Source organism: Amycolatopsis albidoflavus, assembly GCF_039525725.1.
GTDB lineage: Bacteria > Actinomycetota > Actinomycetes > Mycobacteriales > Pseudonocardiaceae > Amycolatopsis > Amycolatopsis albidoflava.
Map to the genome: position 1 here is coordinate 59,855 of NZ_BAAAHV010000017.1, position 26,073 is coordinate 85,927.

The following is a 26,073-nucleotide window of genomic DNA, read 5'->3' on the forward strand; positions in this document are numbered from 1 at the left end:
GGCACGTCTCAAGGAGGAGATGTCGATGGGTTCCTACGACCTGACCGGGCGCACCGCGCTGGTCACAGGCGGCGCGCAGGGTCTCGGCCAGGGCATGGCCGAGGCGCTCGCGAAGGCAGGCGCGGCGGTGGTCATCGGCGACGTCCAGGAGGACCTCGGCCGCCAGACCGCCGACGCGATCAAGCAGAGCGGGGCCAGCAGCGGGTTCGTCCGGCTGGACGTGACCGACGACGACAACTGGGCGCAAGCGGTCGAGGCGGTGGTCGGCGAGCACGGCGGGCTCGACATCGTCGTGAACAACGCGGGTGTGGAGATCACCGGTCTCGTCGCCGACCTCAACCCGGCCGACGTGCGGAAGATGCTCGAGGTCAACGTGCTCGGCACCTCGCTCGGCGTGAAGCACGCGTTCCGCGCCATGCGTCCGGGCGGCGCGGCCGGACGCGGCGGTGCGGTCGTGAACATCGCCTCGGTGGCCGCGACCATCGCTTTCCCCGGTATCGCGGGCTATTCGGCCACGAAATCGGCGGTCGACCGGCTTACCCGCGTCGCGGCGATGGAGTCCGGGAAGCTCGGCTACGGGGTGCGGGTGAACTGCGTGTACCCGGGCCTCGTCCCGACGCAGATGGGCAACCAGCTCGCGATGGACGTGGTCGACGTCGGGCTGTTCCCGAGCGTCGAGGAGGCGATCGGCGCGGTCGTCGCGCAGACCCCGGCCGGACGGCTCGGCGAGGTCGCCGACATGGCCGACGCGGTCGTGTTCCTCGCCTCGGACGCCGCCCGCTTCATCACCGGCGCCGGCCTCCCGGTCGACGGCGGCATGGGCATGTGAACCCCTTCCAGCGCTCCGGCACTCCAAGAAAGGAAAACCAGTGACCAAGCCCGTCGTCGTGTACGGCGCGTCCGGCTACACCGGCCGCCTGATCTGCGAATACCTCCGCGAGTACAACGTGCCCTTCACCGCGGCCGGCCGGGACAAGGCCCGGGTCCAGGCGGCGCTCGACCACATTCCCGGCCTCGACACCGTGGACCACGAGGTCGTCGAGGTATCCCACGAAACCGGTCCGCTCACCGAGCTTTTCCGCGACGCGTCGGTGGTGTGCAACACCGTCGGCCCGTTCAGCGAGTACGGCCACGAGGTCGTCCAGGCTTGTCTCGAATCCGGAACGCACTACCTCGACACCACCGGCGAGCAGGACTGGCTGATCTCTGCCGAAGAGCGCTACGGCGCGGACATGGCCGCCAAGGGCCTGCTGCTCTCCCCCGGCATCGCGCAGATGTACACCACCGGCGAGATCGCGGCGAACCTCTGCCTGGAGACGCCCGGACTGGACACTTTGGACATCCTGGTGTTCTGGAAGGGTTACCCCACAGTCGCTTCCACGCAGACCATCCTGGTGAACGCCGCGCTGTCCGCCGCGTACTACTTGGAGCAGAACGAATACCTGCCTTGGCCAGCCGACGGCGGGCTGCAGGATGTCGCCGTGCCGGGGCATCACGAGATCGGGCTCGCGCTGCCGTGGGGCGGGACGTCGCATCCGGTGTGGTTCAAGAACGATCCGCGCGTCGCCAACGTGAAGGCGGTCGGCGGCGTGTTCGACCGGGCGTTGATGCAAGGCGTGCCGCAGATCGTCGCGGCCGTGCTGGAGCAGGTGAAAGACCTGCCGCTGGAAGAAAAACTCAAGGTGCTGCACGAACAGGCGGCCGCCGTCCGGGACGAAATGCCGCCCAGGGAAAACCAGCGGATCAACACGTCGCTGGACTCGGTGCACGCGTCCGGTCCGCTTGGTCGCGCGCACTGCGTGATCCACGGGACCTGCAACTACAAGCAGACCGGGCTGATGCAGGCGTACGCGGCGTATTCGCTGCTGCAGCAACCGCCGCGGCGGGCCGGGTTCGCTTCGGCCTGCCAGGCGTTCGGACACCGTGAGCTGCTCGGCGTGCTGCGGTCGTTCGGGCTGGTCTCGAATCCGGTTCTGACGGTGCAGTCCTGAGACTGGGAGACGAGCGGTGCGACTGACCGATTACCTCGACAAGGGCGCCTCGCTGGGCCCGTCCGCTCCGTGCTTGACCACGGACGGCGGATCGCTCAGCTACAGCGAGGTCCAGCAGCTGTCCTGGCGGGTCGCCCGGGCGCTCGCGCGTTCCGGCGTGCGGCCGGGCGACAAGGTGGCGATCCTCTCCGCCAACGACCCGGTGTCGTTCGGGTGCGTCTTCGGCATCAGCCGGGCAGGGGCGGTCTGGTGCCCGGTCAACCCGCGCAACGAGGCGGCGGAGAACCGGGAGCTGCTGGACCTGCTCGACTGCACGTGCCTGCTCGTGCAGGAGTCGTTCGCACCGCTCGTCTCCCGCATCGCCGATCAGCTGCCGAAGCTGGCCACGGTGGTGTGCCTCGACGGCTCGTTCCCCGGCGCGATCCCGCTGGCCGAATGGCTCGACGGGCTCCCCGAGACGCCGTGGCAGTCCGATCCGCCGGACGACACCGCGATGCTCGTCGGCACCGGCGGCACCACCGGACGGCCGAAAGGCGTGGTGCTGACCGGGCACAACGTCGAAACCATGTCAGCGCTGACGTTGATGAGCTACCCGTTCCAGCCGCGTCCGCGCTACCTCGCGCTGGCCCCGCTCACGCACGCCGCCGGGGTGCTGTGTTTCCCGGTGCTGGCCCTCGGCGGCGAAATCGTGGTGATGCCGTCGCCGGATCTCGGCCGGTTCCTCGCCCTGATCGAACGGCACCGGATCACCCACACCTTTCTGCCGCCGACGCTGATTTACCTGCTGCTGGACCATCCCGCACTGTCCACAACGGACTTCAGCTCGCTGGAATGCCTGTGGTACGGGGCCGCGCCGATGTCCGCCGCCCGGCTGGAGGAGGCGATCACCCGGATCGGGCCGGTGCTCGGACAGCTGTTCGGGCAAAGCGAAGCACCGATGATGATCTCGACGCTGGCCCCGGCCGACCACTTCCATCCGGACGGTTCGCTGGCCCGCGAACGCTTCACTTCAGCGGGCCGTCCGACGCCGTTGACGCAGGTGGCGATCATGGCCGACGACGGAACCCTGCTGCCGCGCGGCGAACGCGGCGAGATCGTGGTGCGCGGGCCGCTGGTGATGCCGGGCTACTACCGGAATCCGGAGGCGACCGCGGACGTCAGCAGACACGGCTGGCACCACACCGGCGACATCGGCTACCTCGACGAGGAGAACTTCCTGTACGTCGTGGACCGGGCTAAGGACATGATCATCACTGGCGGGTTCAACGTCTATTCGGCTGAGGTGGAGCAGGCGCTGATGACACATCCGGCCGTGCAGGATTGTGCGGTGGTCGGCCTGCCGCACGAGAAGTGGGGCGAGCAGGTGACGGCGGTCGTCCAGCTGCACCAAGGACGGACCGCTGCCGCCGACGAGCTGCGGGCCACGGTGAAGGAACTGCTCGGCAGCGTGAAGACGCCGAAGGAGGTCCTGCTCTGGCCGGATCTGCCGCGGTCGAAGGTCGGGAAGGTGCTGAAAACCGACGTGCGGACGCAGCTGCTGGCCGAGCGCTCTTAGAACTGGCCGCCGCCAGCGTGCACAGTCTGACCGGTGACCCAACGGGCCTGGTCTGACGCCAGGAAACCCACGATGTCCGCGATGTCGCCGGGTTCGGCGATACGGCCGAGCGGAGTCTGTTTCGCGCTGTACTCGACCACGCCCGGCGGGCCATCAGCGAGGAGTGCTTCGGTGCGGACCGCGCCCGGCAGCACGCTGTTCACCGTCACGCCGCGCGGGCCGAGTTCCTTCGCCAGCACCCGCACGAACTGGTCTCCGGCTGCCTTCGCGGCACCGTAGATCCCGGTGCCGGGCCGGGCCGTCGGGACCACACCGCTCGACACCACGACGATCCGGCCGCCGTCGCGCACGCGCCGGGCCGACTCGCGCAGGGCTACGAAGGTCGGCCGTAGATTAGTAGAGAAGATCAGGTCGTAGATCTCGTCGGAGGCCTCCGCGAGCGGCACGAACCGGGCAATCCCCACGTTGGCGACCACCACGTCGAGACCGCCGAATTCCTGTTCAGCGCGGTCGAAAAGGCCGCGCAGCTCAGCGTCGTCGGTCACGTCCGCGCGCAGGGCGGTCGCCTGCCCGCCGTCCGCGCGGATCTTGGCGACGACGGCCTCAGCTGCCTCCTGATCGGCGCGGTAGTTGACCGCGACCGAAAACCCGTCCGCACCCAGCCGTTCCGCGATCGCTCTGCCGATTCCGCGCGAACTTCCAGTGACTAAGGCGACGCCCGATTCCCTCTGCACCCCGCCAGTCTAGTGGTGTTCGAAGTGATGCCCCTCGCCGGCGAAGCCGTGCGCGGCAAGGAAAACCATCATCGCCACCGCGATCATCAGCAGCATCCCGACGGCCAGCTTCCGCCGCGCGGGCGCGCTGCCGAACTCCGTGACCAGCTGATGTCCGGCCAGCAGGAGCAACGGCTGCCAGCTCGCCCGTGCCGCCGGCACCGGCAAATCCGCGACCACCGCGTCCAGTTCGTGCCGATACTGCGCCGAATAGACGGTGGTGACCCGTTCTTCTACCTCAGCGAGGCTCAGCCGACCTTCGCCCGCCGCGTTGTTCAGGACTTTCGTCGTTTGCTCGCGTTCGGCGTCGGAGCAGCGGACAGGTTGATCGGTCATGCTTTCCTCCCGGATACGGCCGGAATCAGCCGAACCGCCACCTTCGCGAGCGGTTCGCGGACCACGATCCCGAGCAGCCCGACCCCGGCGCCGACCACGAACCCCGCGAGCACGTCGTGCGGGTAATGCGCCCCGACGTACACCCGCGAAATCCCCATCAGCACCGCGAAAACGAGTGCCCAGACTCCCCATTTTCGGTTGACCAGCAGCACTGCCACCGCGAACGCCGCGACGATGACCGTGTGGTTGCTGGGAAACGCGTAGTCGGTCGGCGGATCGCACGGCAGCAGCGTGTGCACGCCGGCGACCACGCGACACGGCCGGACCTCGGCGAACACCGACTTCAGCACGGTGTCCACGGCGAGCGCCACCGCGATCGCGATCGGCACCCACGCCGCGGCCGCCAGCGCCGCCGCTCCCCTGGTGCGCGCCCGCCAGAGCAGCGCGAGGATCACCGGCACCACCAGAAAAACTCCGTACTCGCTGAACGTCGTCGCGATTCCGGCCAGCCACTGCTGTGACCACGCGAAATCCGTTACGTCGCGATATAGCCCGGCATCGATCATCGCGCCGCGCTCCGGCGTGCGCGGACGAGCTCGATCAGCAGCGGGCTCAGCGAAAGCAGCACCACGACGGCGATGATCGGCAGCAGGTACGTGTCGATGTTCGGCACCGACGCGCCCAGCGCGTACCCGGCGAGCGTCACCCCGACTGTCCACAGCAGACCGCCGAGCACCTGCCACATCGCGAACTTCGCGGCGGGCATCCCGGCGATGCCGACGAGCGGGTTCAGCACGGTACGGACCACCGGGATGAACCGGGCCAGCACCACTGCCTTGCCGAGCCCGTAGCGGGTGAGCAGCGCCGATCCGCGCGCGACGCCCTCGTGCAGGTGCTTGCTGCGCACGCGGGCGAGCAGCGCGCCCCCGCCGCGCCGGCCGAGGATGTAGCCGGCCTGCGCGCCGAGCAGTGCTCCGGCCGCCGCGGCGACGATGACCGCCGCGAGCGGCAGGTGCAGCTTCGACGAGGCCGCCAGCACCCCCGCGGTGAACAACAGCGAATCGCCCGGCAGGAAGAAGCCCACCAGCAATCCGGTCTCGGCGAACATCACCGCGAAGACGCCGAGCGGGCCGAACGCGGCCAGCAGCCACTTCGGGTCGAGCATGCCCACCTCCAACTACTACACAACTGTCGAAATTCTACATGAACGTAGTAGTGAGCCGAGCGGCTTCGACAAACAGGTAGAATTTGGGTCATGCGGAACGGACGGGGCGAGAGCGCCCGGCGGGCTCCTGGCGAGCTGGAGGCCGAGGTGCTCGCGGTGCTGTGGGAATCCGACGAGCCGATGTCGGCCGCCGGCGTGCAGGAGCGGATCGGCGGCGGGCTGGCCTACACCACCGTCGTCACGATCCTGTCCCGGCTGTTCGAGAAGGGCGTGGCGACCCGCGAGAAGCAGGGCCGCTCGTTCACCTACCGCGCCGCCGACGACGAACCCGGGCTCGCCGCCCGCCGGATGAGCAAGGTGCTCGACGCCGAAGCCGACCGGTCGAGCGTGCTGGCGAAATTCGTGTCGAATCTGTCCGCCTCGGACGAGCGCGTGCTGCGCGATCTTCTGCGCCAGAACGGCGGCTGACGTGAACCTCGACCTGCTCGCTCCCCTGCTGCTGCCGCTGGCTTCCTGGCCGGTCGCGCGCTGGGTCGCGCCCCGGCTGTCGCCGCGGCTGGGCAGCTGGCTGCTCGCCGGGTCCGCGCTGGTGCTCGCCGTCGGCAGCACGGCGACGCTCGCGGTCCTGGCGGCCGCGGGTCTGGCGCAGCTGCCGTTCGTCGGCGAGCTGGGCGATTTCTCCGCGGTCGCGTTCCACGGGGCCGACGCGGTGAACCTGCCGCTGGCGATCGTCAGCGGGATCGCGCTCGTGGCCGCCGGGGTCGCGTTGACGCGCGCGGCGATTCAGTACGTGCGCTGGCACCGGAAGGTGCACGCCGAGCTGAACGCCCACACTCGCGAAGCTGGCTTCGTGCTGCTGCCGGGCGAGGAACCGGTCGCGTTCGCGGTGGCCGGAGGCGGCGGCCGGATCGCGGTGTCGAGCGGGATGCTGTCGGCTTTGGAGCCTCGGGAACGCCGCGCGCTGCTCGCGCACGAACGCGCGCATTTGCGGCTGCGGCACCACGTTTTCGCCGCGATCGTCACGGTCGCCACCACGGTCAATCCGGTGTTGCGGCCGCTCGGTTCAGCGGCCCGGTTCGCGCTGGAACGCTGGGCGGACGAAGCTGCCGCAGACCGCGTCGGCGACCGGAAGCTGGTGGCCACGGCGGTCGCGAAGGCCGCGCTGGCCAGCCGTTCTCAGCCGTCGCTCGCGCTTGCCGCGACTGGCGGGCCGGTGCCGCAGCGCGTGCGTGCGCTGCTGTCCGCCCCGTCGTCAGGCTCTCGGCGAAAGCCACTGGCGGCGGTCGCCGTGGCGGTCGTGCTCGGTGCTTGCGCCTGGTCGACGGCTTGCACACTCGACGCGGCCACCGATCTGCACACCGGCCTCGAGACCGCTCAGCAGGCCGCGTGCGTGGTCGCGCAAGGGACCCACGGCGAGCCCACGCTCCCGGCATTCCGACACCAGCACCGGGACTGCGCCGAGCGCTGACCGCCACGCTCCCGGCGCGGCGGCGACGTCGGAGTCGTGCAATAGGATCGTTCCGCCGCCGGTCAGCCTTCGGCACACAGTGCGCACGACCGAGCGCGGAGTGGCGCGGCTGGTCCAGTCGAATCCCCAGGTACTCCACAAAACGGGCCGAAGGCCGAGGATTCGGGCTGAGACCAAGGAACTTGCGCTGAACACTCCGTACGGCGCGCGCAGCCACTGCGGCCGGGTCCCGGTGACGAGTTCGATCAGGTCGACGGTGTGGGCCAGCTCGTCGTGCAGCGCCTTCGGGGAGCGGCGCAGGAAGCAGCGGTGATCCCAGCCGTGGACTGCGATCTCGTGCCCGGCCGCGGCGATCTCCCGGCCGAGTTCCGGCGCTGCCGCCAACTCGCGGCCCAGCACGAAGAAAGTCGCGCGGACGTCCAGCTTCTCGAGGATTCGGAGGAACTGCGGCGTGGATTCCGGGTTCGGGCCGTCGTCGAAGGTCAGTGCTACGTGGCCTGGGTCGCCGCGTCCGGCCAGGCGGGGCGGGCGCAGCTGCGGCACGAACAATGCCGCCGGTGCCACGTGCGCGACGGCCGCCGCGGCGAGTCCGCGGATCATCCGGCTGCCTTGACCGGCCGTCGCAGCAACCACTCCAGCGCTTCGGTCAGTTCGCTTGGCGAGTGGACCCACGGCACGATGCCGTCGTCGTGCAGCACCGCGGCGTTGGCACGACCGTGGCCCGGCAGGCAGCGGTAAGTCAGTACCGGCAGGCCGGTCGCGAGTGCTTCCGATGTGGTCAGCCCGCCCGCGTTCTGCACCACGACGTCGCACGCGCGCATCAGCTCCGGCATCTTGTCCACCCAGCCGAAGACGTGCCGGTGTCCGGTTTTCCGCAGCTTCTCGGCCAGTGCCTCGTTGCGGCCGCAGACCACGACTGGCTCGACGAGTCCGGTCGCGAGGAGGTCGTCCGCCGTCTGTCCGATTTGGCCGACGCCCCAGGATCCGGCGACCACCAACGCGAGCGGGCCGTCGTGCGGGAGGCCGAAGGCGAGCCGGAGCCGCAGCCGTTCGGTCATCCCGGTGGAAGGCCGGAACGCGGGCGCGACCAGCGGGCGCGAGACGAGAGTGCGGCCGGCTCCGAGCGCTTTGGCTTGGCGGGCGGCGGTTTCGTTCGGAGCGACGGTGAGCGTCGCGTCCGGGCTGACGCACAGCCGGTGCACCGACGGGTCGGTGAGGTAGACGACCAGGGGCGCGGTCAGTTCGTTCGAGCGCCGCAGCCGGGCGACCGCGTGCGTGGCGAGTGGATAGGTCGAGACGACGACGTCGGTGTTGTCGCCGAGCAGTTCCCGCAGCCTCGGGGTAGCGAGGCCGGCGAACCGGCGGGCGACTCCGGCCAGCGCCGGGGTGCCGAGTGCGCCGAGCAGCCAGTCCCAGCTGCGCGGGACCGTGTTGAGCTGCTGGTGGTACGCGCCGCAGAGCAGCTCGCCAAGCCTTCCCGGCAGCAGGTCCAGGAAATCGGCGCGGACGACGTGCGCGCCGCGATCGGCGAACCACCGGTCCAGCTCTCTGGCGGCACCGTCGTGACCTGCCCCGATCCGGGCGGACACGATCACCACGCGAGCCATCCGGCACCCCTTTCGACTTCTACACGACTGTAGTAAAACTACATCCCTGTAGAATGAGAGTCGAGACCGGACCCTCGGTGGAGGTACACCCTCGGTCCGACATTCCGGGCGCCGTCTCCGCAATTTGGGGTAAGCGGTAACCCGTCCAGGTGAGACGCCCGCTACCGTGGGTCTTTCGACCACCGGACGTGGCAGGAAGAGGAACCCCGATGCGTCGTCGCAAGACCACCAGCGCGCTCCGCGTCGCCCAGGTGCTTCTGGCCGTGGTTTCGCTGCTTGTCCTCGGCGGCACGGCCTTCGCGTGGTCGAAGCTGAACCAGATCACCGACGGACTGACCAGGTCCGACGTGATCGGCGCCGGGGCCGGTTCGCCGATGGGCGAGCAGAACATCCTGATGGTCGGCCTGGACACGCGCACCGACGCGGAGGGCAATCCGCTGCCCGAGGATGTGCTCGACCAGCTGCACGCCGGCGGCGCAGAGGACGGCGGGGATACGACTGACACGATGATCGTCGTGCATATCCCGGCCGGAGGTGGGAATGCTACGGCGATTTCTATCCCGCGTGACTCTTATGTCCAGCTTGCCGGGAAGTTCGGGAAGCACAAGATCAATTCGGCTTATACTTATGGGCAGACTGCCCGGAAGACCGAGTTGAAGGCTGCGGGGGAGTCCGGGGCGCAGCTGGAGACTGACTCGGCTCAGGCTGGGGCCAAGACTGCTATTGAGACTGTGCAGCAGTTGACCGGGTTGACTATTACGCATTATGCGGCTGTCAATCTGGCTGGGTTTTACTATGTCAGCCAGGCTGTTGGCGGGGTGCCGGTTTGCCTCAAGGCTCCGGTTAAGGATAGTTACTCCGGGGCTAATTTTCCGGCTGGGCCGCAGAATGTTTCCGGGGCGCAGGCGTTGCAGTTTGTTCGGCAGCGGCATGGGTTGCCCAATGGGGACCTGGATCGGATCAAGCGGCAGCAGGTTTTCATGGCCAGCATGGCCAAGACTATTCTTTCTGCTGGGACGTTGACGGATCCGGGGAAGTTGGATGCGTTGATTGGGGCGGTTAAGAAGGCTGTTGTTGTTGATACTAACTGGGATTTGCTCGGGTTTGCTCAGCAGTTGCACGGGATGAGTGCTGGGAGTATCAACTTCGTTACCGTGCCGGTGGTTAGTATTACATTGAAGACGCCTAATGATGGTGATGCCGTGCAGGTTGATCCTCAGCAGGTGCAGAAGTTCGTTCGGGAGCAGACTGGTTCCGCTTCTGCGCCGTCTTCTTCGGCTGGTGCGCCGCCGTCTTCTTCGGCTGGGGATCCTGCGTTGGCTGCTTATGTGGTTGATGTGCGCAACTCGTCTGGGGTGGATGGGTTGGCTAATCGGGTTGCGGACAAGCTTGCTGCTGCTGGGTATTCTCGGGGATCCGTTTCTAATAGCGCTACTCGGCGGACGTCCACTGTGTACTACGGGCGGGGGCAGCGTAGTCAGGCTGAGGTTATCGGCGAGAAGCTTGGCGGGGTGGCGGTGGCTTCGGATAATTCTCTCGAGAAGGATCATTTCCGGGTTTATTTGGGGCAGAAGTATTCGGATGATTCTGGGGTGCATCCGGCTTCTGCTCCGGCGGTTTTGCAGGGTCCTCCTGCGGGGAGTGCGCCGGATATTACTGCTGATGGGGTTACTTGCGTTAACTGACTGCTCGTGCTTCGCACATCGCTGGTCGGGTTGGGGGGGCACCCCGAAGCCTGATTGTGATGACGGTCTGGGGTGGCTTGTCAAGGCGGGAAAGATGCCTTGACAAGCCACCCCAGACCGCATTTTGGCTTCGTATCGGGGTGCGGGGGGTGTGGGTGCCTGGGTGCGCTGGCTGCGGTTTTGTGGGTGGACGGGTCCGTAAAAGGACTCCTTGAGGGAGGCTAAGTCTGTGAAGGGGACTCTCACAGCCAGCAGCTGTCCGTGAGGGGAACCCTGAGGGACTCAGAGTCCGTGAAGGTGGCCCTCACGGAGCTGGGCAAGGTCCCGGAGGTCCGTCCGGAGGAGCGGCGGAGGCTAGCGGCGGCGATCGCAAGCGGTGCAGCGGCGGCAGTGTCCTGGTGGGTGGTGCGGTTGCTGCGCGACATAGCAAAGCGGGCCAGTCCTCAAAGGACCGGCCCGCTCAGCTAGTGCGTATTACCAAAGGGGTAAATCAGGCGTTGCTCCGACGGCGGCGAACCACCAGGATCATCGCGCCGCCAGCAACGACAAGAGCCGCGCCGATGCCGATCGGCAGGGCGGCGTTCACGCCGGTGTTCGCGAGCGGGGTCTGGCCCGAGTTGTTGCCGCCGGCCGCGGGGGCGGTCGTCGCGGGCGCGGTGGTCACCGGGCCCGTTTCGGTCCAGGTGCCGGTCGCGGCGGCTTCGACGGTGCTCTTCTGCGACTGTGCCACGATCAGCGACTGCGCCGGCTTGTCCGCGTAGTTCTTGGCCACGAACAGGCGACCGGTGTTGACGTCACCAGCGGCCTTCACCGCGAGTTCGGCCGTGCCGGGCTTCGCGTCCTTCGGGACGTCCAGGAACAGCTTCGTGCCGTTCTTGATCGCCGAGGACTTGACCTCCTGGCCATTCTCGCCGACGACCTTCACGCCCTCGGGGAGCTTGCTCGTGAAGTCGGTGACGCTGCCGGTCGTCGCGACGGTGAACGGGCCGATCTTCGTGCCCGCTTCGCCGCTTGCCTTGGCCGGCGTGATGCTCAGCGTCGGCTTCTTCTCTTCGACGCCGGTGTTCGCGTCGCCGGTCAGGTAGTTGTACAGCGCGAGGACGTCGGCCGCTTCGTCCGCGGAGCCGTTGGCCAGCGGGTTTTCGGCGTCGAGGTCCTTGCCGTCGCTGTAGTGCCACACCGCGGCCTGCGTCGCGGTCAGCGCTTCCTTCGTGGACAGACCGTCGTGGAGCTTGGCGCCCTTGTCGGTCAGCGTCTTCTCGAGCGACGCCGCGTCCGTGGAGGGGTAGCTGTGGTGCAGCACCCAGTTGATGTTCTTGTTGTTCTTGCGGAACGGCGACTTCGCGTCGGGGTAGTCGTTCCAGGCGTGTTCGACCATCGTCTCGCCGAAGCGCGCGCCGACCTCGATCTGCACGCAGTACATCTTCGAGACGGCGCCGTCGGACAGCTTCAGGTTGAACAGCGTCGTCTGAACCGTGCCCTTGCCGGCGACGTTGACGTCGAAGCCCGAAGTGCCGCCGTGCTCCAAGGTGCCCGAGGCCGCGCCGCTGCGCGCCGTGGGGGCGTTGTCGTCGGCGAGGGCGACCGGCGCGGCGATCATGAGCGCCGCTGCCGCGGAAGCCACCGCGGCCCCTCCCCGGACCAGAATTGACCTGCCGTGCATGCTTTCTCCCATCCAGTCCCGAACCACGAACGACGGACCGCGTGAGACCACATCTCCCCGACCACGACGGCCACCAATTCGGGTGAAGAATCCACCCAGTCAAGCGATGGCGAAGCATACACAGGGCTCACATGTGCACTGTGGGTGGTCCCCTGAATGCGCTTTCATACCACCAGTCGGAGTCGTTCCTCCCCTTGCGTTGCTCTGGGTAGGTGTGCGCGGAGCTGCGGGAACACCGGGAAACGGCCCACGAGAAAGGACGCACAACGATGCTCACGCGACCCCCGGCGGACGTGCTGGCCGCGTTCGGCTGCGACGGCGATCCGGTTCGGCTGGAAGGCGGGAAAGGCGGGACTTGGCGCGCCGGGGACGTGGTGCTGAAACCGGTGGAGTTCGCTCCGGAAACGCGGTGGCGGGCGGAGGCGCTCGCGGCGGTGACCGGCTCGGCGGAGTTTCGGATTGCCCGGCCGGTGCGGACTCGCGACGGCGGCTGGATCGCCGGAGAGGGAGCCGACGGCCGGAATTCATCCGGCGGCAACCCGGTCGCGCAGGGGTGGGAGGCCAGCCGGCTGGTTCCCGGTCGCTTGGACACGTCCCGGCCCGACGACGCCATTCGGGCCGGGATCGCGTTTCATCAAGCGATCGCGCAGCTGCCCCGGCCGGAGTTTCTCGATCGCCGGACTGATCCCTGGGCGATCGGGGATCGGGTCGCTTGGGAGGAGTTGCCGCCCGATGCCTCGGCGGCCGCCCGACGCCTTCTCGACCCGCTGCTCGCTGAGCGGAAGCCGGTCGAACTACCCGCGCAGGCGGTGCACGGCGATCTCCCCGGCAACGTCCTCTTCGCACCGGGAGAGCCGCCCGCGGTGATCGACTGGTCGGTCTACTGGCGTCCCCCGGCCTGGGCCGCCGCCGTGGCGGTCGCCGACGCATTGTGCTGGTACCAAGCGACTCCCGGTCTCATCGACCGCTGGGCACAGCTGCCCGAATGGCGGCAGATGCTGATCCGCGCGCTCGTCTACCGGATCGTCACGCACGATCTGGCCGGACGCTGGACGCCCGACCAGATCGCCGCGTATCAGCCCGCCATCGCGGCCGTGCTCAGTTGACCAGGTTCTCCAGCGGCTCGCCCTTCGCGTAGTGCGCGAGCTGACGTTCGGCCAGCCGCTTCGCGCGCGGATAGAACGAGTCCGAACCGCCCGCGATGTGCGGGGTGATGATCGCGCCGTCGAGCGTCCACAGTGGATGGTCGGCGGGCAGTGGTTCCGGGTCGACGACGTCGAGCGCGGCGCGCAAGCGACCGGCGGAGACCTCGGCGGTGAGCGCGTCGGTGTCGACGGCGGTGCCGCGGCCGACGTTCACGACCAGGGCCGTGTCCGGCAGCAGAGCCAGCTCCGCGGCACCGAAGAGGCCCTGGGTCTGCGGGGTGTCGGGCAGGACCAGCACCACGATGTCCGCGCTCGGCAGGAGATCCGGCAGTTCGGCGATGCCGTGCACGCCGGAACGGGCGGTGCTGGCGACCCGGACCACCTCGGCCTCGCCTGCTTCCAGGTACCGCTCGATGGCGCGGCCGATCGAGCCGTAGCCGACGAGCAGGACGCGGCAGTCGGCGAGCGAGCGCGTGTGCACCCGGTCCCACGAACCGGCCTGCTGCTGCGCGAACCAGCGCGGGAAATACCGTTGTGCGGCAAGGATCAGCGCGAGCGCGTGCTCGGCGACGCTGAGGTCGTGCAGGCCCCGGCCGTTCGCCAGCTGCACCTCGGACGGGATGAGCGACAGCAGGTTGTCGTAACCAGCCGACAGCGTCTGCACCGCGCGCAGCGACGGCAGCTGCGGGATGAGCTTCGCCGCCGCCGGGCCCTGGTCGTAGGGAAGAACGTAGAACTCGACGTCGTCGAGGCCGTCCGGCGGGGTGCCGCGGCCGTCCCACACGACCGCGTTCAGTTCGGCCGGAACGGAAATGTCGGACCAGGGCACCAGTACACGCGCGGTCATGCTCGCCTTTCCTTCGTTTTCACCGGAACCGCGACGACCAGCACCGCGGCTGCGGCCATTGTCCCCGCCAGCATCAGGAACGCGGCAGCCGTGCTGCCGGTGGCGGATTCGAGCCAGCCGACCAGGTAGGTCCCGAGGAACCCGCCAAGCGCGCCGGCGGCGTTGATCACCGCGACCGCCACCCCGGCGGTCCGCTGCGGCAGAAGTTCGGAAATCAACGCGAAGAACGGGCCGTACGGCGCGTACAAGGCCACTGCGGCGATTGCCAGCAGGACGAACGCCCACCAGAAATGTTGTTTGCCCAGCAGATATGAACCGTAGAACGCGACCGCCCCGGCGAGCAGCCACGGCCAGACGTATCGGCGACGCACGCCGGATCGGTCCGAGCTGCGCGAGTTGATCAGCATCGCCACCACGGCGAACGCGTACGGAATCGCCGACAGCAAACCGGTCGCGCCGATTCCGGCGGACGAGCCCGCCTTGACGATCGACGGCAGCCAGAACACGAAGCCGTAGACCCCGATGCTCCACAATAGATACTGCGCGGACAGCAGCAGAACCGCCTTGGACCGCAACGCTTCCCGCACCGGACGATCGGCCGGTTCCGGAAGCTGCGCCTGTTCCGCGGCGATCGCGCGCTCGATCGCGTCACGACCGGCCGGGTCGAGCCATTGCGTGTCGGCGGGCCGGTCGCGGACCTGCGCGCGGAACACGAAAGCCCAGATCAGCGCCGGGATTCCCTCGATGATGAACATGCCGCGCCAGGACGTCGCCTCGATCAGATACCCCGACAACGCCGACAGCCACATCACCGTGACCGGGTTGCCGAGGATCAGGAAAGCGTTGGCCCGTCCGCGTTCGGCCTTCGTGAACCAGCGCGCGAGCAGCACGACGAGCGCGGGCAGCACCGCCGCTTCCACCGCGCCGAGCAGGAACCGCACCACGATCAGCACCGGCACCGAACTGAGCAGGCCCTGCGCGGTCGCCAGGACGCCCCACGCGAGCACCGACCAGAAGATCAGGCTCCGCACGCTGCGGCGGTCGGCGTAGAGGACGCCGGGGACCTGCAGCAGGAAGTAGCCGAGGAAGAACGACGCGCCGATCAGCCCGGACGTCGTGCTCGTGAGCTTCAGGTCCTCGGCCATGCCGCCCGCGGTCGCGATCGAGAAGTTCGACCGGTCGAGGTAAGCGAGGCTGTAGGTGACGAAGACGATCGGGATCAGCCGCAGCCACCGCTGCCTCCCGAGCGTGCCCGCCTGCTCGACGGTGTTCATCCGGTACTCCTGTCGCCGCTGACCCAAGTCCTTGACGCGCTTTCCGTAATATGGAAAGCTATTCCGCAATGCGGTGAGAGGCAGTGTGCGTCGCCGCGCCCGGGACGTCAAGGGGGTCCGATGGCGGACATGGTCGGCAAGGCTTTGCGGGTGCTGTCCCTGCTCGGCGGCTACCCCGAAGGCGTGCCGCTGTCCGAGCTCGCGCGCGCCGCCGGATACCCGGTGAGCACCACGCATCGGTTGCTCAGCTCCTTGCAGAGCGAGGGATTCGCGCGCAACGACCCGATTTCGAAGCGGTATTCACTGGGGCTCCGGCTGTTCGAGCTGGGCCAGTCGGTGTCGCAGGCGCGCGGGTTCGCCGGCGTCGCGCTGCCGGTTATGCAGAAGCTGTCCGCGGAGACCGGCGAGCCGACGCTGCTGGCGGTGCTGGACGGGCACAACCAGGTTTACGTGCACTCGGTGCAGGGGTCGCAGCGGCTGCAGATCCGCGGCGAGCCGGGGGCGCGGGGGCCGTTGCACTGCACGTCGATGGGCAAATGCCTGGTCGCGTTCGCGTCGAACCGGGACGAGCTGGTCGCTTCGCTGGAGCTGCCGGAGCTCGGCCCGCGCACGATCACCGCGCGCGAGGCGTTCGCGGCGGAGATCGCGGCGGTGCGCGAACGCGGTTTCGCGATCGCCGACGAGGAGCACGAGGAAGGCATCCGCGCGGTCGGCGTTCCGATCAGGACGCCGGACGGGACCGCGATCGCCGCGTTGTCCACCGCGGCGCCGGCTTATCGGCTGACTGTCGCGCAGCTGGAGGAGTTCGTGCCCGCTTTGCGTGCTGCGGCGAGGGAGTTGGCGGCGTTGCTGCCCCGGTGAGGACTATTCGCCGATCTCGCCCTTGATCCACGGCACGAGCTGATCCACGCGCGCCGCGGTTTCGGTGCCGGGCTGAGGACAGTCGGGGCCGAAGTTCTCGACCGCGATCAGCGTGTTCTTTCCCTTGATCGGCACGAAGAACGGCGAGCCCGAGTCGTCCGGGCACGGGCTGTTCTCGACGGTCCGCTTCTTCAGCGGCTCCAGGGTGATCTCGTTCTTGCGCACTTCGTCGACCTGGAAATCGCCGCGTTTGATGTGGTCGGTCTGCACGATGACCTTGGAGGACAGCGAACCCCAGCCGACGAAGGTCGTGTGCTGGCCCGGATCCGGCGGGCCGTCCGGAAGCGCGAGCGGTTCGATGTCGGTGACCGGCTCGGACAGCTTGGCGAGCGCGAGGTCGTTGACCGCGGACTGGCGCGCGTCGACGATCTTCAGCACGTGCCCGTGCGGGTCTGAATCGGTGAGCTTCCCGATCGCGGCGGTCATCGTGTAGTCGGGTTTGCCGCTGACGCGGGTGCCGTCGAGGTCGTGGAAGCAGTGTCCGGCGGTGACGATCCATTGCGGGGCGATCAGCGAACCGCTGCAGCCGCCGGTGCGGACGCCGCCGCCCTTCTCCGGAATGTCCTTTGAGGACAGCTTGACGCTGAACGGGGTCGGGTGGTCGGGCAGTGCGGGCGCGGACGCCTGCGAGGACGCCGGGGCCTTGCCGCCGGTGCCGCCGCTGACCGTGCTGCTGGCATTGCCCGCGCTGCCGCTGGCGCCGCGCGCGACGGCGACGTTCGACACCGGCTTGGCGGTCTCGGCCGCCGCGGTCCGCTGCAGGCCGACGTAAGCCCCGGCGAGCCCGGCCCCGAGGACCGTGGCGACGGCCACGGCACCCAGCCGAAGGCTCGCCCGCTGGGCGGAACGTGACTTTGCGTGCACCACGGGGTCCAAGATAGCGAAGTAGTTAACCCGAATGAGTGAGTGTGCCCGATTAATCCGGTGACCAGGGTAGAAACTGACGGCGTCGATACACCGGGTCGGGGCTTGGTCACGGAATGCTAACGGCGCGAGGGTGTTTTGCCTGGAGGCTGGGCCGTTCGGACGCCGGGGGCGAATTTCGGCGGTTGATCCCGATCAGCGGGACATTCGGCGGCGGTTTCGGCCTTGCGGCCGGGGCTGCTCCGCGCCGGGGTGACATTGGGTGCATGCCGCGCCGTCGAGGTGGCGTTCGGGGCGCAAGGGAAAGTCCGTGAAGGGAACCCCGAGGGACTCTGAGTCCCTCAGGGTTCCCCTCACGGACATCTGCAACATCTCGCACGCGGAGCGGGCGGGCGTGCGGGCACGCGGAGCGGGCGGAGCGTGCGGGCGTGCGGGCGTGCAGGCGTGCAGGCGTGCAGGCGTGCAGGCGTGCAGGCGTGCAGGCGTGCAGGCGTGCGGGCGTGCGTGCGGGCGGGCGGGCACGCGGAGCGGGCGGGCGGGCGGCTCGGGGCATCGCAGTGCGCCCGAACGGCTTTCGGCACGCGATCTCAGTCGTGCGGTATCGGATGAGTCTCGCGCACAGCCGTCGGGCGAGGCTTAGTTCAGCAGGGCGAGCCGGTCCACCAGAACTTCCAAAACGTCCTCCGGCCAGGGGAACATCGGGGCCGCCGGTCGTAGTTCGGCCAAGCCGTGCAGTCCGGCCCACAGCGCCGTCGCGTCGGAGAACGCGGAGGTGCTGCGCGACAGGCCAGCGTCCGCGCAGTCCTGCACCGCTTGCGCCAGCAGGGCGAACACTTCCTGTCCGATCTCCTCCGCCGCCGGGGCCATCTCCGGATTCTCGGCCGCCCGTGCGGCATTCCACACGCCGCCGAACAGGATGCGATAGCGCCTCGGGCGTTCGAGCGCGAAGTCCAGATACGTCGTGCACACCGAGCGCAGCCGCGCGTCCGGCCGGTCTGCCCTGGCCAATCCGGCTTCGATGCGTTCCTTCAGCTCGGCGAACGCGTCCTGCACCACGGCGAGCAGGATCTGGTCGCGGTCGGCGAAGTGCCGGTAGATGGACGGCGCCGCGATGCCGATCCGCCGGGCCACCGCGCGCAGGGTGACCGCGTCCTCCCCACCGCCTTCGTCGAGGATCTCGGCCGCCGCCCGCACGATCTCCTCCCGCAGCCGGGCGCCTTCGCCGCGGCGGTTCCGGGCGCGGCCTTCTGGTGCGTTCACGACCGCAAGCTTACAGCTGTTAGCGAGATGGGTTTACGGGCGTTAGGTTATGCATCTATGGTTACAGCTGTAAGTCGAACTCGGAGAGGAAACGTCATGAAGAAGATCCGCAACGTCGTCGTCGGTGGAGTTGTCGCTGTCCTGGCCGCGCTCACCTCGGGCAGCGTCGCTCAGGCCCAGGTCAGCCAGCGAATCCCGCACGTCGTCAAGGCCTGGGCAGACGCTTGGAACACCGGCGACGCCGCCAAGATGGCCTCGTTGTTCACCGACGACGGCACCTACCAGGACAACGCCTTCCAGGTCGCGATGAGCGGGCAGAAAGGCGTCGCGAACTGGGTCGAGATCACCGAGAGAAGCATCCGGAACGCACACGTCGACGTACAGGACGCGTTCCGCTCCGGCGACCGGATCGCGGTGCGCTGGACGTTCTCCGGCACCGACACCGGGGCCTTCGACAAGACCCGGCCCGCCACCGGCAAGTCCTTCCGCGTCCCGGTCAGCACGCTGATCGACCTGCGCGGCGAGCGGATCCGCCAGCTCACCGACTACTACAACCTCGCCGACGTCCTCCGCCAGGTCGGCCTCCCGGCGGGTCCGTGGACGCCGCCGGGAAGCTGACGGTCTATGCGGCGGGCAGGTACCGCGGCGCCTGCCGCGCGTGCGAAGCCTGCTCGTACGCGTAAGCGAAGCCCAGCAACTGCGCATCGTGGTATTTCGTGCCCACAAACGAAACGCCGACCGGCAGCTGGCCCGCGAATCCGGCGGGCACGGTGATGTTCGGGTAACCGGCGACGGAAGTGTTGCGAGTACTGCTCAGGAACCTCGCGTCGCCCGGGCGGTCCAGCGGCGAAGCGGGCAACCCGCTCAGGGTGACGATCGCGTCGAGGCCGTTTGACGCCAGCACGTCGTCGATCGAACGTTGCGCGATGCCGGTCGCGGCGGCGCGGTGGCGGCGGTAGGTCTGGTCGTTCAGGTTGCCGTCGGTCGCGTTCGCTTCGAGGAAGAGATTTTGGTCGAACAGCGGCATTTCGACGTCGCGGTGCTGGTCGTTGTAGGCGATCAGCTCGGACAGGTTCCGCGGGTGTTCGCCAGGGGTCGCGGCGAGGTAGGCGTTCAGGTCGTGCTTGAACTCGGTCAGCAACGCGGGCAGGAGATCCGGTTTGACTGACCACGAGATGTCCTCGACGTCTGCCCCGTCGACCACCGTCGCGCCAAGCGAGCGCAGAGTGTGCACTGTGGACTCGAAGATACGGTCGGCTTGCTGGTCGATGCCGGTGTGGCCCTTTCGCCAGACACCGATTCGCTTGCCGCGCAGGGCGTTGCGATCCAGGAGAATGTTCTTCGGGATCGCAGCACCGGCCGAGGCTGGGTCCGCGTCGGCGAGCACGGAGAGGGTGAGCGCGGCGTCGGTGACATTGCGCGCGATTGGGCCGGGGGTGTCGTGCTGGGCGGTGATCGGCACGACGCCGCTGCGGCTTACCGCGCCAAGGCTGGTTTTCACGCCGACGGTCGAGGTCGCGGCCGCCGGGCACACGATCGAACCGTCGGTCTCGGTGCCGATGGCGACTGTCGCGAGACCGGCTGCCGCAGCCACGGCCGAGCCGCTCGACGAACCGCAGGGGCTGCGGTCCAACGCATAAGGGTTGCGCGTCTGTCCCGAGACCCCGCTCCAGCCAGGGATCTGCGCGGTCGAGCGGAAGTTCGACCATTCCGACAGGTTCGTTTTGCCGAGCACCACCGCACCAGCGGCGCGCAGGTGCTGGACCAGGACGGCGTCTTTGGCCGGACGCGAGCCGAGCATCGCGGTCGAGCCGGCGGTGGTGGTCTGCCGATCCGCGGTGTCAGTGTTTTCCTTCAGCAGCACGGGAATTCCATCCAGGGCACCACGAGCGGAGTGCCGCCGGCGGCGGGCGTCGCTCTCCTTCGCCGCCGCCAGTGCGTCCGGATTGGTTTGCACGACGGCGTGCAACCGGGGGTTCAGCTCTTCGATGCGGCGCAGGTAGCCGCGCGTCAGTTGTTCCGACGTCAACTGCCGGCGGTCCATCGCGCGCTGCAGATCGGGAATCGTGGACTGGTCGAGGAAGCGGGCCGGCGAGGCGTCCGCCGCGGCGGGCAGGAGCAGGCCCGCCGCGGTGAGGACTGCCGCCGAAAGCTGTTTCAGCAAGGTTCTTCCTTTTATTCGCGGAGGCCGATGGCGTCGATGGGCTTGGCGCGCAAGGTGACCCGAGTGGACAGACCGAGCGAGACCAGGCTGAGCAGGAAAGCTCCGGCGATGATTCCGCCGAACACCGCGGGCGTTCCGGACGGCAGCGGTGTGCCGCGCGTCGCGAGATTCAGCAGTACCAACGGAATCGCCGCTACCACCGTGCCGAGCAACGCAGCGACTCCGGCGGTCGTCAACGCTTCCAGGCGCATCATCCGCACGACCTGGCCTCGCGTGGTGCCGATCAGCCGAAGCAGCGCGAATTCCCGCGATCGCTGCGCCGTGGTCATCACCAGCGTGTTGGCCACTGAGATCACCACATAGCCGAGGATCACGCCGACCGCGACCAGGTTCAGGTAGAACTGCTGCTGGCTCGCGGAGTTGGCCGCGGCGGACACCGTGGAGCCGGGCGCGACGGTCAGGCCTGGATAGCGAGTGCTGAGCTCGCGGAGCGCGGCGGTCATCGCGGCCGGGTCGGCATTCGGGTCTTGGCGCACCAGAACGGAATTGTCCATCCGGTCGCCGGTGTGCGAGCGGGCCAGGTCGGCAGGCAGGACGTACTCGCCGAACGCCTGGTTGTGCGTGTAGACCGCGACCAGTTTCACCTTCGCGGGGCGGCCGTCGGCGAACCAGAAGTCGACGTCGTCGCCGATTTTCTTGTCGTACCAATCGGCTTCGCCCTTGCTCATCGCGACGGTGTCGCCGCGCAGGTCGGCCAGATTCCCCGACACCACACCGAGATCGAGCACGCCGCGCACCTGGTCGCCGTCCAGCCCCTGCGCCGGGTACTTCATGACGCGCAGCCGCTTCTCCTCGGGGACCGTGGTGACGACGTCGGTGCGGACCACCGAGGTGGCCGCCGCGACGCCCGGGATCGCCCGTGCCGCCGCGGCGACTTCCGGGGACAGCGCACCGGTGGTGCTGGTCAGGACGTGGTCCGCGGTGGTCGACCGGACGGCCTGTTCCTGCCTGGCCGCCGCGGACGACGTCTGGCTGTAGAACATCGAGATCGCGAAGGCGACCGCCAGCATCACCGGAGTCACCGCCGACGCGAGCCGCCGGGCGTTGGCCTGGTTGTTCGCGGCGGCCAGGTATCCGCTGATCCGCGAGACGCCGGAGTAGACCGGGGCGATGATCCGGGTCATGAAGGCGACCACCTTCGGCCCGAGCACCGAGAGCCCGATCACGACCACCAGCGCGGACATCGAGGAGGCCGCGAGCGCACCGTCGCCGGTCACGTACATCGGGACGGTCGCGCCGCCGAAGCCGGCCAGCACCAGCAGCCACCCGATGAGGAGGCGGCTCCGGCCGAGTTCACGACGTTCGACAGCTGCCTCGCCGAGCGCTTCGATCGGGCGGATCGAGGACGGACGCCGCGCCGCCGACCAGGCGGCCAGCCGCGCCGCGCCCAACCCGAGCAGGAACGCGACGACGAGCGGGACCGGGCCGACCGCGAGGTCGAAGTCCGGCGGAATCACGCCGATCTGGGAGAAGGCGTTGCGCAGTCCGTAGGCCACGGCGACGCCCAAGCCCGCGCCGAACACTCCGGCGGTGACGGCGATCAGCATGGTCTCGGCGCTGATCAGCTTGCGGATCTGCTTCGGCGTGGCCGCGATCGCCCGCAACAGCGCGAATTCCCGGCGACGCTGGTTGATCACCAAGGCCAGCGTGCTCGACACGACGAACACCGCGACCAGGATCGCGAACCCGCCGAACGAACCCGCGAGGGCGAACAGCAGCACCCGGGTCTGGCTCACGTCGAGGAATTCGACGGTGCTGCGCCCGACGCCGGTCGTCACCGTGACCGGTTGCCCGCTGACCGCCTCGCTGATGCGGCTTTCCAAATCCCCCGTGGACACTCCGGGCGCGGCCAGCACGCCGATCGCGTGCACCTGCCCGGGTTTCCCGGACAGATCAGCGGCGCGCCCGGCGGAGAAGAACAAGGCCGACTGTCGCGGCAAGCCGTTGCCGGTTTTGGGCGCGGCGATGCCGGTGACGCGGAAGTCCATGGGCGTGGAACGGGTCGAGATCCGCACCGTGCTGCCGACGGAAACGCCGCCGCGGGCCGCCAACTCCGCGTCGAGAACGACCTCGTTCGACGCTTCGGGAGCGTGGCCTTCGCGCAACGAGAACGGGGCCAGCACGGCCGCGTCCCAGTTGTGCCCGCGCGACTGGGCGCCGTCCGGGCCGGTGAGCACCTGGCCGCCGGACGTCACGACGTTAGCCGGGAAGTCCTGCTCCGGCACCGCCTGGCGCACGCCGGGCACTTCGGCGATCTTGGAGATCAGCGTCTCCGGCACCGTGGTCTGTTCGCTGATCTGCTCGGACTCGCCGAAATCCGCGCCAGGCGGTTTCGTGGTCTGCGGACCGCCGACCACCACCGCGGCTTCGGCGTAGCGCTGGGTCGGGACTCCGGCGCGAAGACCGGATTCCATGAGGATTCCGCAGCCCGAGACGAGCGCGGTGCCGCACAGGATCGCGATGAACGCGCCGACGAACCCGCTCAGCCGGGCCTTCGTCGTCTGCAAAGCCAACGACCACATGGCGGTCACCACTCCCCGAGGTGGGTCATCCGCTCGGCGACCCGCTCCGGGGTCGGCTGCGGGAGATGGCCGGCGAGCTTGCCGTCGGCGAGGAACAGCACGCCGTGCGCGGCGGACGCGGCGACCGGGTCGTGAGTGACCATCAACACGGTCTGGCCCATCTGGTCGACGACCGTGCGCAACAGGTCGAGCACCTGGCGCGCGGTGCGAGTGTCGAGCGCGCCGGTCGGTTCGTCGGCGAGCACGACCTCCGGCCGGGTGATCAGCGCGCGGGCGATCGCGACGCGCTGCTGCTGTCCCCCGGACAGCTCCGCCGGGCGGTGCTCCAGCCGCTTCGCGATGCCGACCCCGTCGACGATCTCGCGCAGCCAGCGGGCATCCGGTTTCTTGCCCGCGAGGCGCATCGGCAGGGTGATGTTCTGCAGCACGTTCAGCGACGGCAGCAGGTTGTAGGCCTGGAAAATGAACCCGATCCGGGTCCGGCGCAATTCGGTGAGCGACCGCTCGCGGAGCCCGCCGAGCTCGGTTTCGCCGAGCAGCACCCGACCCGAACTCGGCCGGTCCAGACCAGCCGCGCAGTGCAGGAAGGTGCTCTTGCCGGATCCCGACGGCCCCATGACCGCGGTGAAGGAGCCCCGCTGGATCCCGACCGACACCCCGTCCAGCGCGGTGACCGCGCCGTCGCCGGAGCCGTAGATCTTGCGCACCGCTTCCAGCCTCAGGGCGTGTGTACCGCCTGTGTTCATCTTCGTGTCGCTCCTCGGACCAGCGGATTCTCTGTCGGTATCGAAGCTATGGCGGCGGGCGCGCGGAAACGATCCCGAGCGCGGGAGTCTTGGGGGTAGCGCAGGCACCACCACGCCCGGTGGGGAGGTCCTAATGGGACAATGCGGGAGTGAAAAACCGGCTGCGCTCGTGGTGGTCCGGACTCCGCTATCTGCTGGTGGGGGCCGCGACCTCGTTCCTCGCCATGCTGCTCTTTTTCGCGATGGCCATCGTGCTCGCGACGTGCTTGATCGGCGTCGGAATCCCGGCGCTCCCGGTCGCGCTGAAACTGATCCGCTACCCGCTGCGCTTCGAACGCCGCCGGGCCGGCCGCAGGCTCGGCGAGCCGATCGCCGAGCCGTATGCCAACGTTTCGCCGATCCGCGACCCGGCGAGCCTGCGGGATCTCGCGTGGCTGGCGGTGCATGCCGTGGTCGGCTTCATCGTCGGAGTGCTCGCGTTCAGCCTGCCGCTGGGCGGGCTGCGCCAGATCCTCACCGGCGTGTTCTGGTGGCTGGTGCCCGGCGGGATCCAGAGCTCGCTGGAATTCATGGTGAACTCCTGGCCGTCGGCCGCGCTCTGTGTTTTCAGCGGGATCGTCATGATCGCGCTCACCTTCTGGGCTTCGCCGCTGGCGCGCTGGCAAGCACTCGCGACGCGGGCGCTTCTCGGTCCGCGGCCCGGCGCCTCGCTGACCGACCGGGTCGTCGAACTGACCGCGACCCGCGCCGCCGCGCTCGAGGCGCACGGTGCCGAACTCCGCCGTCTTGAACGTGATCTGCACGACGGGACGCAGGCGCGGCTGTCCGCGGTCGTGCTGCAGCTCGGCGTCGCTGATCAGCTTTTCGAAGGGAATCCGGCCAAGGCCAGGGAATTGCTCGGCAAGGCGCAGGACGCGGCGACCGAAGCCCTCGCCGAATTGCGCACCGTCGTGCGGAGCATCCACCCGCCGCTGCTGACCGACCGCGGCCTCGACGGCGCGATCACCGCTCTCGCCGACCGGTGCGCGGTTCCGTGCACTGTGGACGTTCGCAGCAGCGCGCGCCGACCGGCCGCGGTGGAGGCTGCGGTGTACTTCATCGTCGCTGAAACGCTGGCGAACGTGACCAAGCATTCCGGCGCTGAACAGGCGTCGATTACGCTCGACGGCACCATCGACACCCTGCGGATCGAAATCCGCGACGACGGCCGCGGCGGCGCGGACGAATCCCAAGGCAGCGGACTCGCCGGGATCCGGAAACGCGCCGAGGCCTTCGACGGGACGGTCACGCTCACGAGCCCGCCCGGTGGACCGACAGTTCTGGAAGTGGAGTTGCCATGCGGGTCGTGATCGTCGAGGACGACGCCCTGCTGCGAGAAGGTTTGGTGCTGTTGCTGGACACCTCGGGCATCGAGGTCGCCGCCGCTTTCGACAACACCGGCGAGTTCCTCGCGTTCGTCCGCGAAGACCGCCCGGACGCGGTGATCACCGACGTCCGGCTGCCTCCGACGCACACCGACGAGGGCCTGCGCGCGGCCGTGGAAGCGCGGCAGCTGCACCCCGGGCTGCCGGTGCTGGTGCTGTCCGCGCACGTCGAGACCGGCTACGCGGCCGAACTGCTCGCGGACGGCAAGGGCGCGGTCGGCTATCTGCTCAAGGAACGGGTCGGCAAGGTCGCCAAGTTCCTCGACTCGCTGCACCGCGTCGTCGAAGGCGGCACGGCGATGGACCCCGAGGTGGTGACCCAGCTGCTGGCCCACCGCCGCGACCCGATCGACGCCCTCACCGCGCGCGAACGCGAGGTGCTCGGGCTGATGGCGGAGGGGTACAACAACGCCACGATCGCGGAACTGCTGGTGGTCAGCGACGGGACGGTGCTCAAGCACATCCGCAACATCTTCGCGAAACTCGGCCTGCCGGAGGACAGCGGACACCGGCGGGTGCTGGCGGTGCTGGCTTATTTGAACGGGAAGAGGTAGCGCAGGCGCTACCACGAAGTTGGGGGTCTACGGCGTGGTTGCCGCCCTC

The 26,073-nt window shown here is 68.7% G+C and carries 24 protein-coding genes and 1 pseudogene; 11 read left to right on the forward strand and 14 right to left on the reverse strand.

Features of this window, described 5'->3' with window-relative positions; all coding sequences use genetic code 11:
* The first annotated feature begins 25 nt into the window (after positions 1-25).
* The 3 genes from ABD156_RS27825 to ABD156_RS27835 are packed head-to-tail and all read left to right on the forward strand — an operon-like array spanning position 26 to position 3,546.
* A complete protein-coding gene (locus ABD156_RS27825) occupies positions 26-829 on the forward strand; it encodes an SDR family NAD(P)-dependent oxidoreductase (RefSeq protein ID WP_344279968.1) in 804 nt (267 codons plus the stop codon).
* A 40-nt stretch (positions 830-869) separates the two neighbouring features.
* Positions 870-1,991: a DUF5938 domain-containing protein gene (locus ABD156_RS27830; RefSeq protein WP_344279971.1), complete on the forward strand. Its 1,122-nt coding sequence runs from the start codon at positions 870-872 to the stop codon at positions 1,989-1,991.
* A 16-nt stretch (positions 1,992-2,007) separates the two neighbouring features.
* Positions 2,008-3,546: an acyl-CoA synthetase gene (locus ABD156_RS27835; RefSeq protein ID WP_344279974.1), complete on the forward strand. Its 1,539-nt coding sequence runs from the start codon at positions 2,008-2,010 to the stop codon at positions 3,544-3,546.
* Here ABD156_RS27835 and ABD156_RS27840 read toward each other — a convergent pair.
* From ABD156_RS27840 to ABD156_RS27855, 4 genes are read right to left on the reverse strand one after another with little or no spacing between them, the layout of a single operon-like run.
* Complete coding sequence (locus ABD156_RS27840) at positions 3,543-4,280, reverse strand: SDR family oxidoreductase (RefSeq protein ID WP_344279977.1); 738 nt, start codon at positions 4,278-4,280, stop codon at positions 3,543-3,545. The genes ABD156_RS27835 and ABD156_RS27840 overlap by 4 nt on opposite strands.
* A gap of 9 nt (positions 4,281-4,289) precedes the next feature.
* Positions 4,290-4,655, reverse strand: coding sequence for a DUF1707 SHOCT-like domain-containing protein (locus ABD156_RS27845; protein ID WP_344279981.1), 366 nt, complete (start codon positions 4,653-4,655; stop codon positions 4,290-4,292).
* Positions 4,652-5,221, reverse strand: coding sequence for a phosphatase PAP2 family protein (locus ABD156_RS27850; protein WP_344279984.1), 570 nt, complete (start codon positions 5,219-5,221; stop codon positions 4,652-4,654). The genes ABD156_RS27845 and ABD156_RS27850 overlap by 4 nt, the downstream gene beginning before the upstream one ends.
* Positions 5,218-5,820: a DedA family protein gene (locus ABD156_RS27855; protein ID WP_344279987.1), complete on the reverse strand. Its 603-nt coding sequence runs from the start codon at positions 5,818-5,820 to the stop codon at positions 5,218-5,220. Before ABD156_RS27855 ends, ABD156_RS27850 begins: the two co-directional genes overlap by 4 nt.
* A 90-nt stretch (positions 5,821-5,910) precedes the next feature.
* Here ABD156_RS27855 and ABD156_RS27860 point away from each other — a divergent pair, with 90 nt between their 5' ends.
* Both ABD156_RS27860 and ABD156_RS27865 read left to right on the forward strand, forming a co-directional pair.
* Positions 5,911-6,288, forward strand: coding sequence for a BlaI/MecI/CopY family transcriptional regulator (locus tag ABD156_RS27860; protein ID WP_116203718.1), 378 nt, complete (start codon positions 5,911-5,913; stop codon positions 6,286-6,288).
* Position 6,289: 1 nt separating this feature from the next.
* Positions 6,290-7,288 (forward strand): M56 family metallopeptidase, encoded by a 999-nt coding sequence (locus ABD156_RS27865; RefSeq protein WP_344279991.1) that lies wholly within the window; start codon positions 6,290-6,292, stop codon positions 7,286-7,288.
* 156 nt (positions 7,289-7,444) lie between these two features.
* On the opposite strand, the pseudogene ABD156_RS27870 reads toward ABD156_RS27865, so the two are convergent.
* Positions 7,445-7,888, reverse strand: a pseudogene (locus ABD156_RS27870) (polysaccharide deacetylase family protein); the annotation flags it as partial.
* Positions 7,885-8,895, reverse strand: a complete 1,011-nt coding sequence (locus ABD156_RS27875; RefSeq protein WP_344279994.1) for a glycosyltransferase — start codon at positions 8,893-8,895, stop codon at positions 7,885-7,887. The gene ABD156_RS27875 and the pseudogene ABD156_RS27870, both read right to left, overlap by 4 nt.
* A 209-nt stretch (positions 8,896-9,104) precedes the next feature.
* Between ABD156_RS27875 and ABD156_RS27880 the strand changes: the two genes are divergently transcribed.
* Entirely contained in the window at positions 9,105-10,580 is a 1,476-nt protein-coding gene (locus ABD156_RS27880) for an LCP family protein (protein ID WP_344279998.1), read from the forward strand.
* Positions 10,581-11,070: 490 nt separating this feature from the next.
* Here ABD156_RS27880 and ABD156_RS27885 read toward each other — a convergent pair whose 3' ends face one another.
* A complete protein-coding gene (locus ABD156_RS27885) occupies positions 11,071-12,204 on the reverse strand; it encodes a thioester domain-containing protein (RefSeq protein ID WP_344280001.1) in 1,134 nt (377 codons plus the stop codon).
* A gap of 308 nt (positions 12,205-12,512) precedes the next feature.
* Here ABD156_RS27885 and ABD156_RS27890 point away from each other — a divergent pair, with 308 nt between their 5' ends.
* A complete protein-coding gene (locus tag ABD156_RS27890) occupies positions 12,513-13,349 on the forward strand; it encodes a TIGR02569 family protein (protein WP_344280004.1) in 837 nt (278 codons plus the stop codon).
* Here the strand turns inward: ABD156_RS27890 and ABD156_RS27895 are convergent.
* Positions 13,342-14,235 (reverse strand): 2-hydroxyacid dehydrogenase, encoded by an 894-nt coding sequence (locus ABD156_RS27895; protein ID WP_344280006.1) that lies wholly within the window; start codon positions 14,233-14,235, stop codon positions 13,342-13,344. The two genes, ABD156_RS27890 and ABD156_RS27895, sit on opposite strands and share 8 nt — an antisense overlap.
* Positions 14,232-15,509 carry an MFS transporter gene (locus tag ABD156_RS27900; protein ID WP_344280008.1) on the reverse strand — a complete coding sequence of 426 codons (1,278 nt, stop codon included), beginning with the start codon at positions 15,507-15,509 and terminating at the stop codon, positions 14,232-14,234. Before ABD156_RS27900 ends, ABD156_RS27895 begins: the two co-directional genes overlap by 4 nt.
* Before the next feature lie 120 nt (positions 15,510-15,629).
* On the opposite strand from ABD156_RS27900, the gene ABD156_RS27905 reads away from it, so the two are divergent.
* Entirely contained in the window at positions 15,630-16,370 is a 741-nt protein-coding gene (locus ABD156_RS27905) for an IclR family transcriptional regulator (RefSeq protein ID WP_344280011.1), read from the forward strand.
* 3 nt (positions 16,371-16,373) lie between these two features.
* On the opposite strand, the gene ABD156_RS27910 is transcribed toward ABD156_RS27905, so the two are convergent.
* Together ABD156_RS27910 and ABD156_RS27915 are read right to left on the reverse strand one after the other, a co-directional pair.
* The gene (locus tag ABD156_RS27910; RefSeq protein WP_344280014.1) at positions 16,374-17,243 is read right to left on the reverse strand and encodes a S1 family peptidase; all 870 of its coding nucleotides are present in this window, start codon (positions 17,241-17,243) and stop codon (positions 16,374-16,376) included.
* A gap of 687 nt (positions 17,244-17,930) precedes the next feature.
* Entirely contained in the window at positions 17,931-18,554 is a 624-nt protein-coding gene (locus tag ABD156_RS27915) for a TetR/AcrR family transcriptional regulator (protein ID WP_344280017.1), read from the reverse strand.
* Between the two features lie 96 nt (positions 18,555-18,650).
* On the opposite strand from ABD156_RS27915, the gene ABD156_RS27920 reads away from it, so the two are divergent.
* Positions 18,651-19,172, forward strand: a complete 522-nt coding sequence (locus ABD156_RS27920; RefSeq protein WP_344280020.1) for a nuclear transport factor 2 family protein — start codon at positions 18,651-18,653, stop codon at positions 19,170-19,172.
* A gap of 4 nt (positions 19,173-19,176) precedes the next feature.
* On the opposite strand, the gene ABD156_RS27925 is transcribed toward ABD156_RS27920, so the two are convergent.
* The 3 genes from ABD156_RS27925 to ABD156_RS27935 are packed head-to-tail and all read right to left on the reverse strand — an operon-like array spanning position 19,177 to position 24,046.
* Positions 19,177-20,715: an amidase gene (locus tag ABD156_RS27925; protein WP_344281212.1), complete on the reverse strand. Its 1,539-nt coding sequence runs from the start codon at positions 20,713-20,715 to the stop codon at positions 19,177-19,179.
* Between the two features lie 14 nt (positions 20,716-20,729).
* Positions 20,730-23,300 (reverse strand): ABC transporter permease, encoded by a 2,571-nt coding sequence (locus tag ABD156_RS27930; RefSeq protein WP_344281215.1) that lies wholly within the window; start codon positions 23,298-23,300, stop codon positions 20,730-20,732.
* 5 nt (positions 23,301-23,305) lie between these two features.
* Entirely contained in the window at positions 23,306-24,046 is a 741-nt protein-coding gene (locus ABD156_RS27935; RefSeq protein ID WP_344280023.1) for an ABC transporter ATP-binding protein, read from the reverse strand.
* Positions 24,047-24,195: 149 nt separating this feature from the next.
* On the opposite strand from ABD156_RS27935, the gene ABD156_RS27940 reads away from it, so the two are divergent.
* Together ABD156_RS27940 and ABD156_RS27945 are read left to right on the forward strand one after the other, a co-directional pair.
* Positions 24,196-25,395, forward strand: coding sequence for a sensor histidine kinase (locus ABD156_RS27940; protein WP_344280026.1), 1,200 nt, complete (start codon positions 24,196-24,198; stop codon positions 25,393-25,395).
* Complete coding sequence (locus tag ABD156_RS27945) at positions 25,383-26,024, forward strand: response regulator (RefSeq protein ID WP_344280028.1); 642 nt, start codon at positions 25,383-25,385, stop codon at positions 26,022-26,024. Before ABD156_RS27940 ends, ABD156_RS27945 begins: the two co-directional genes overlap by 13 nt.
* The last annotated feature ends 49 nt before the right edge of the window (positions 26,025-26,073 follow it).

Bases quoted from the DNA above. Each gene is read 5' to 3' on its own strand.
- ABD156_RS27825 (WP_344279968.1), top strand. From the start codon at position 26: ATGGGTTCCTACGACCTGACCGGGCGCACCGCGCTGGTCACAGGCGGC.
- ABD156_RS27845 (WP_344279981.1), bottom strand. From the start codon at position 4,655: ATGACCGATCAACCTGTCCGCTGCTCCGACGCCGAACGCGAGCAAACG.
- ABD156_RS27850 (WP_344279984.1), bottom strand. From the start codon at position 5,221: ATGATCGATGCCGGGCTATATCGCGACGTAACGGATTTCGCGTGGTCA.
- ABD156_RS27855 (WP_344279987.1), bottom strand. From the start codon at position 5,820: ATGCTCGACCCGAAGTGGCTGCTGGCCGCGTTCGGCCCGCTCGGCGTC.
- ABD156_RS27860 (WP_116203718.1), top strand. From the start codon at position 5,911: ATGCGGAACGGACGGGGCGAGAGCGCCCGGCGGGCTCCTGGCGAGCTG.
- ABD156_RS27875 (WP_344279994.1), bottom strand. From the start codon at position 8,895: ATGGCTCGCGTGGTGATCGTGTCCGCCCGGATCGGGGCAGGTCACGAC.
- ABD156_RS27880 (WP_344279998.1), top strand. From the start codon at position 9,105: ATGCGTCGTCGCAAGACCACCAGCGCGCTCCGCGTCGCCCAGGTGCTT.
- ABD156_RS27890 (WP_344280004.1), top strand. From the start codon at position 12,513: ATGCTCACGCGACCCCCGGCGGACGTGCTGGCCGCGTTCGGCTGCGAC.
- ABD156_RS27895 (WP_344280006.1), bottom strand. From the start codon at position 14,235: ATGACCGCGCGTGTACTGGTGCCCTGGTCCGACATTTCCGTTCCGGCC.
- ABD156_RS27900 (WP_344280008.1), bottom strand. From the start codon at position 15,509: ATGAACACCGTCGAGCAGGCGGGCACGCTCGGGAGGCAGCGGTGGCTG.
- ABD156_RS27905 (WP_344280011.1), top strand. From the start codon at position 15,630: ATGGCGGACATGGTCGGCAAGGCTTTGCGGGTGCTGTCCCTGCTCGGC.
- ABD156_RS27920 (WP_344280020.1), top strand. From the start codon at position 18,651: ATGAAGAAGATCCGCAACGTCGTCGTCGGTGGAGTTGTCGCTGTCCTG.
- ABD156_RS27930 (WP_344281215.1), bottom strand. From the start codon at position 23,300: ATGTGGTCGTTGGCTTTGCAGACGACGAAGGCCCGGCTGAGCGGGTTC.
- ABD156_RS27935 (WP_344280023.1), bottom strand. From the start codon at position 24,046: ATGAACACAGGCGGTACACACGCCCTGAGGCTGGAAGCGGTGCGCAAG.
- ABD156_RS27945 (WP_344280028.1), top strand. From the start codon at position 25,383: ATGCGGGTCGTGATCGTCGAGGACGACGCCCTGCTGCGAGAAGGTTTG.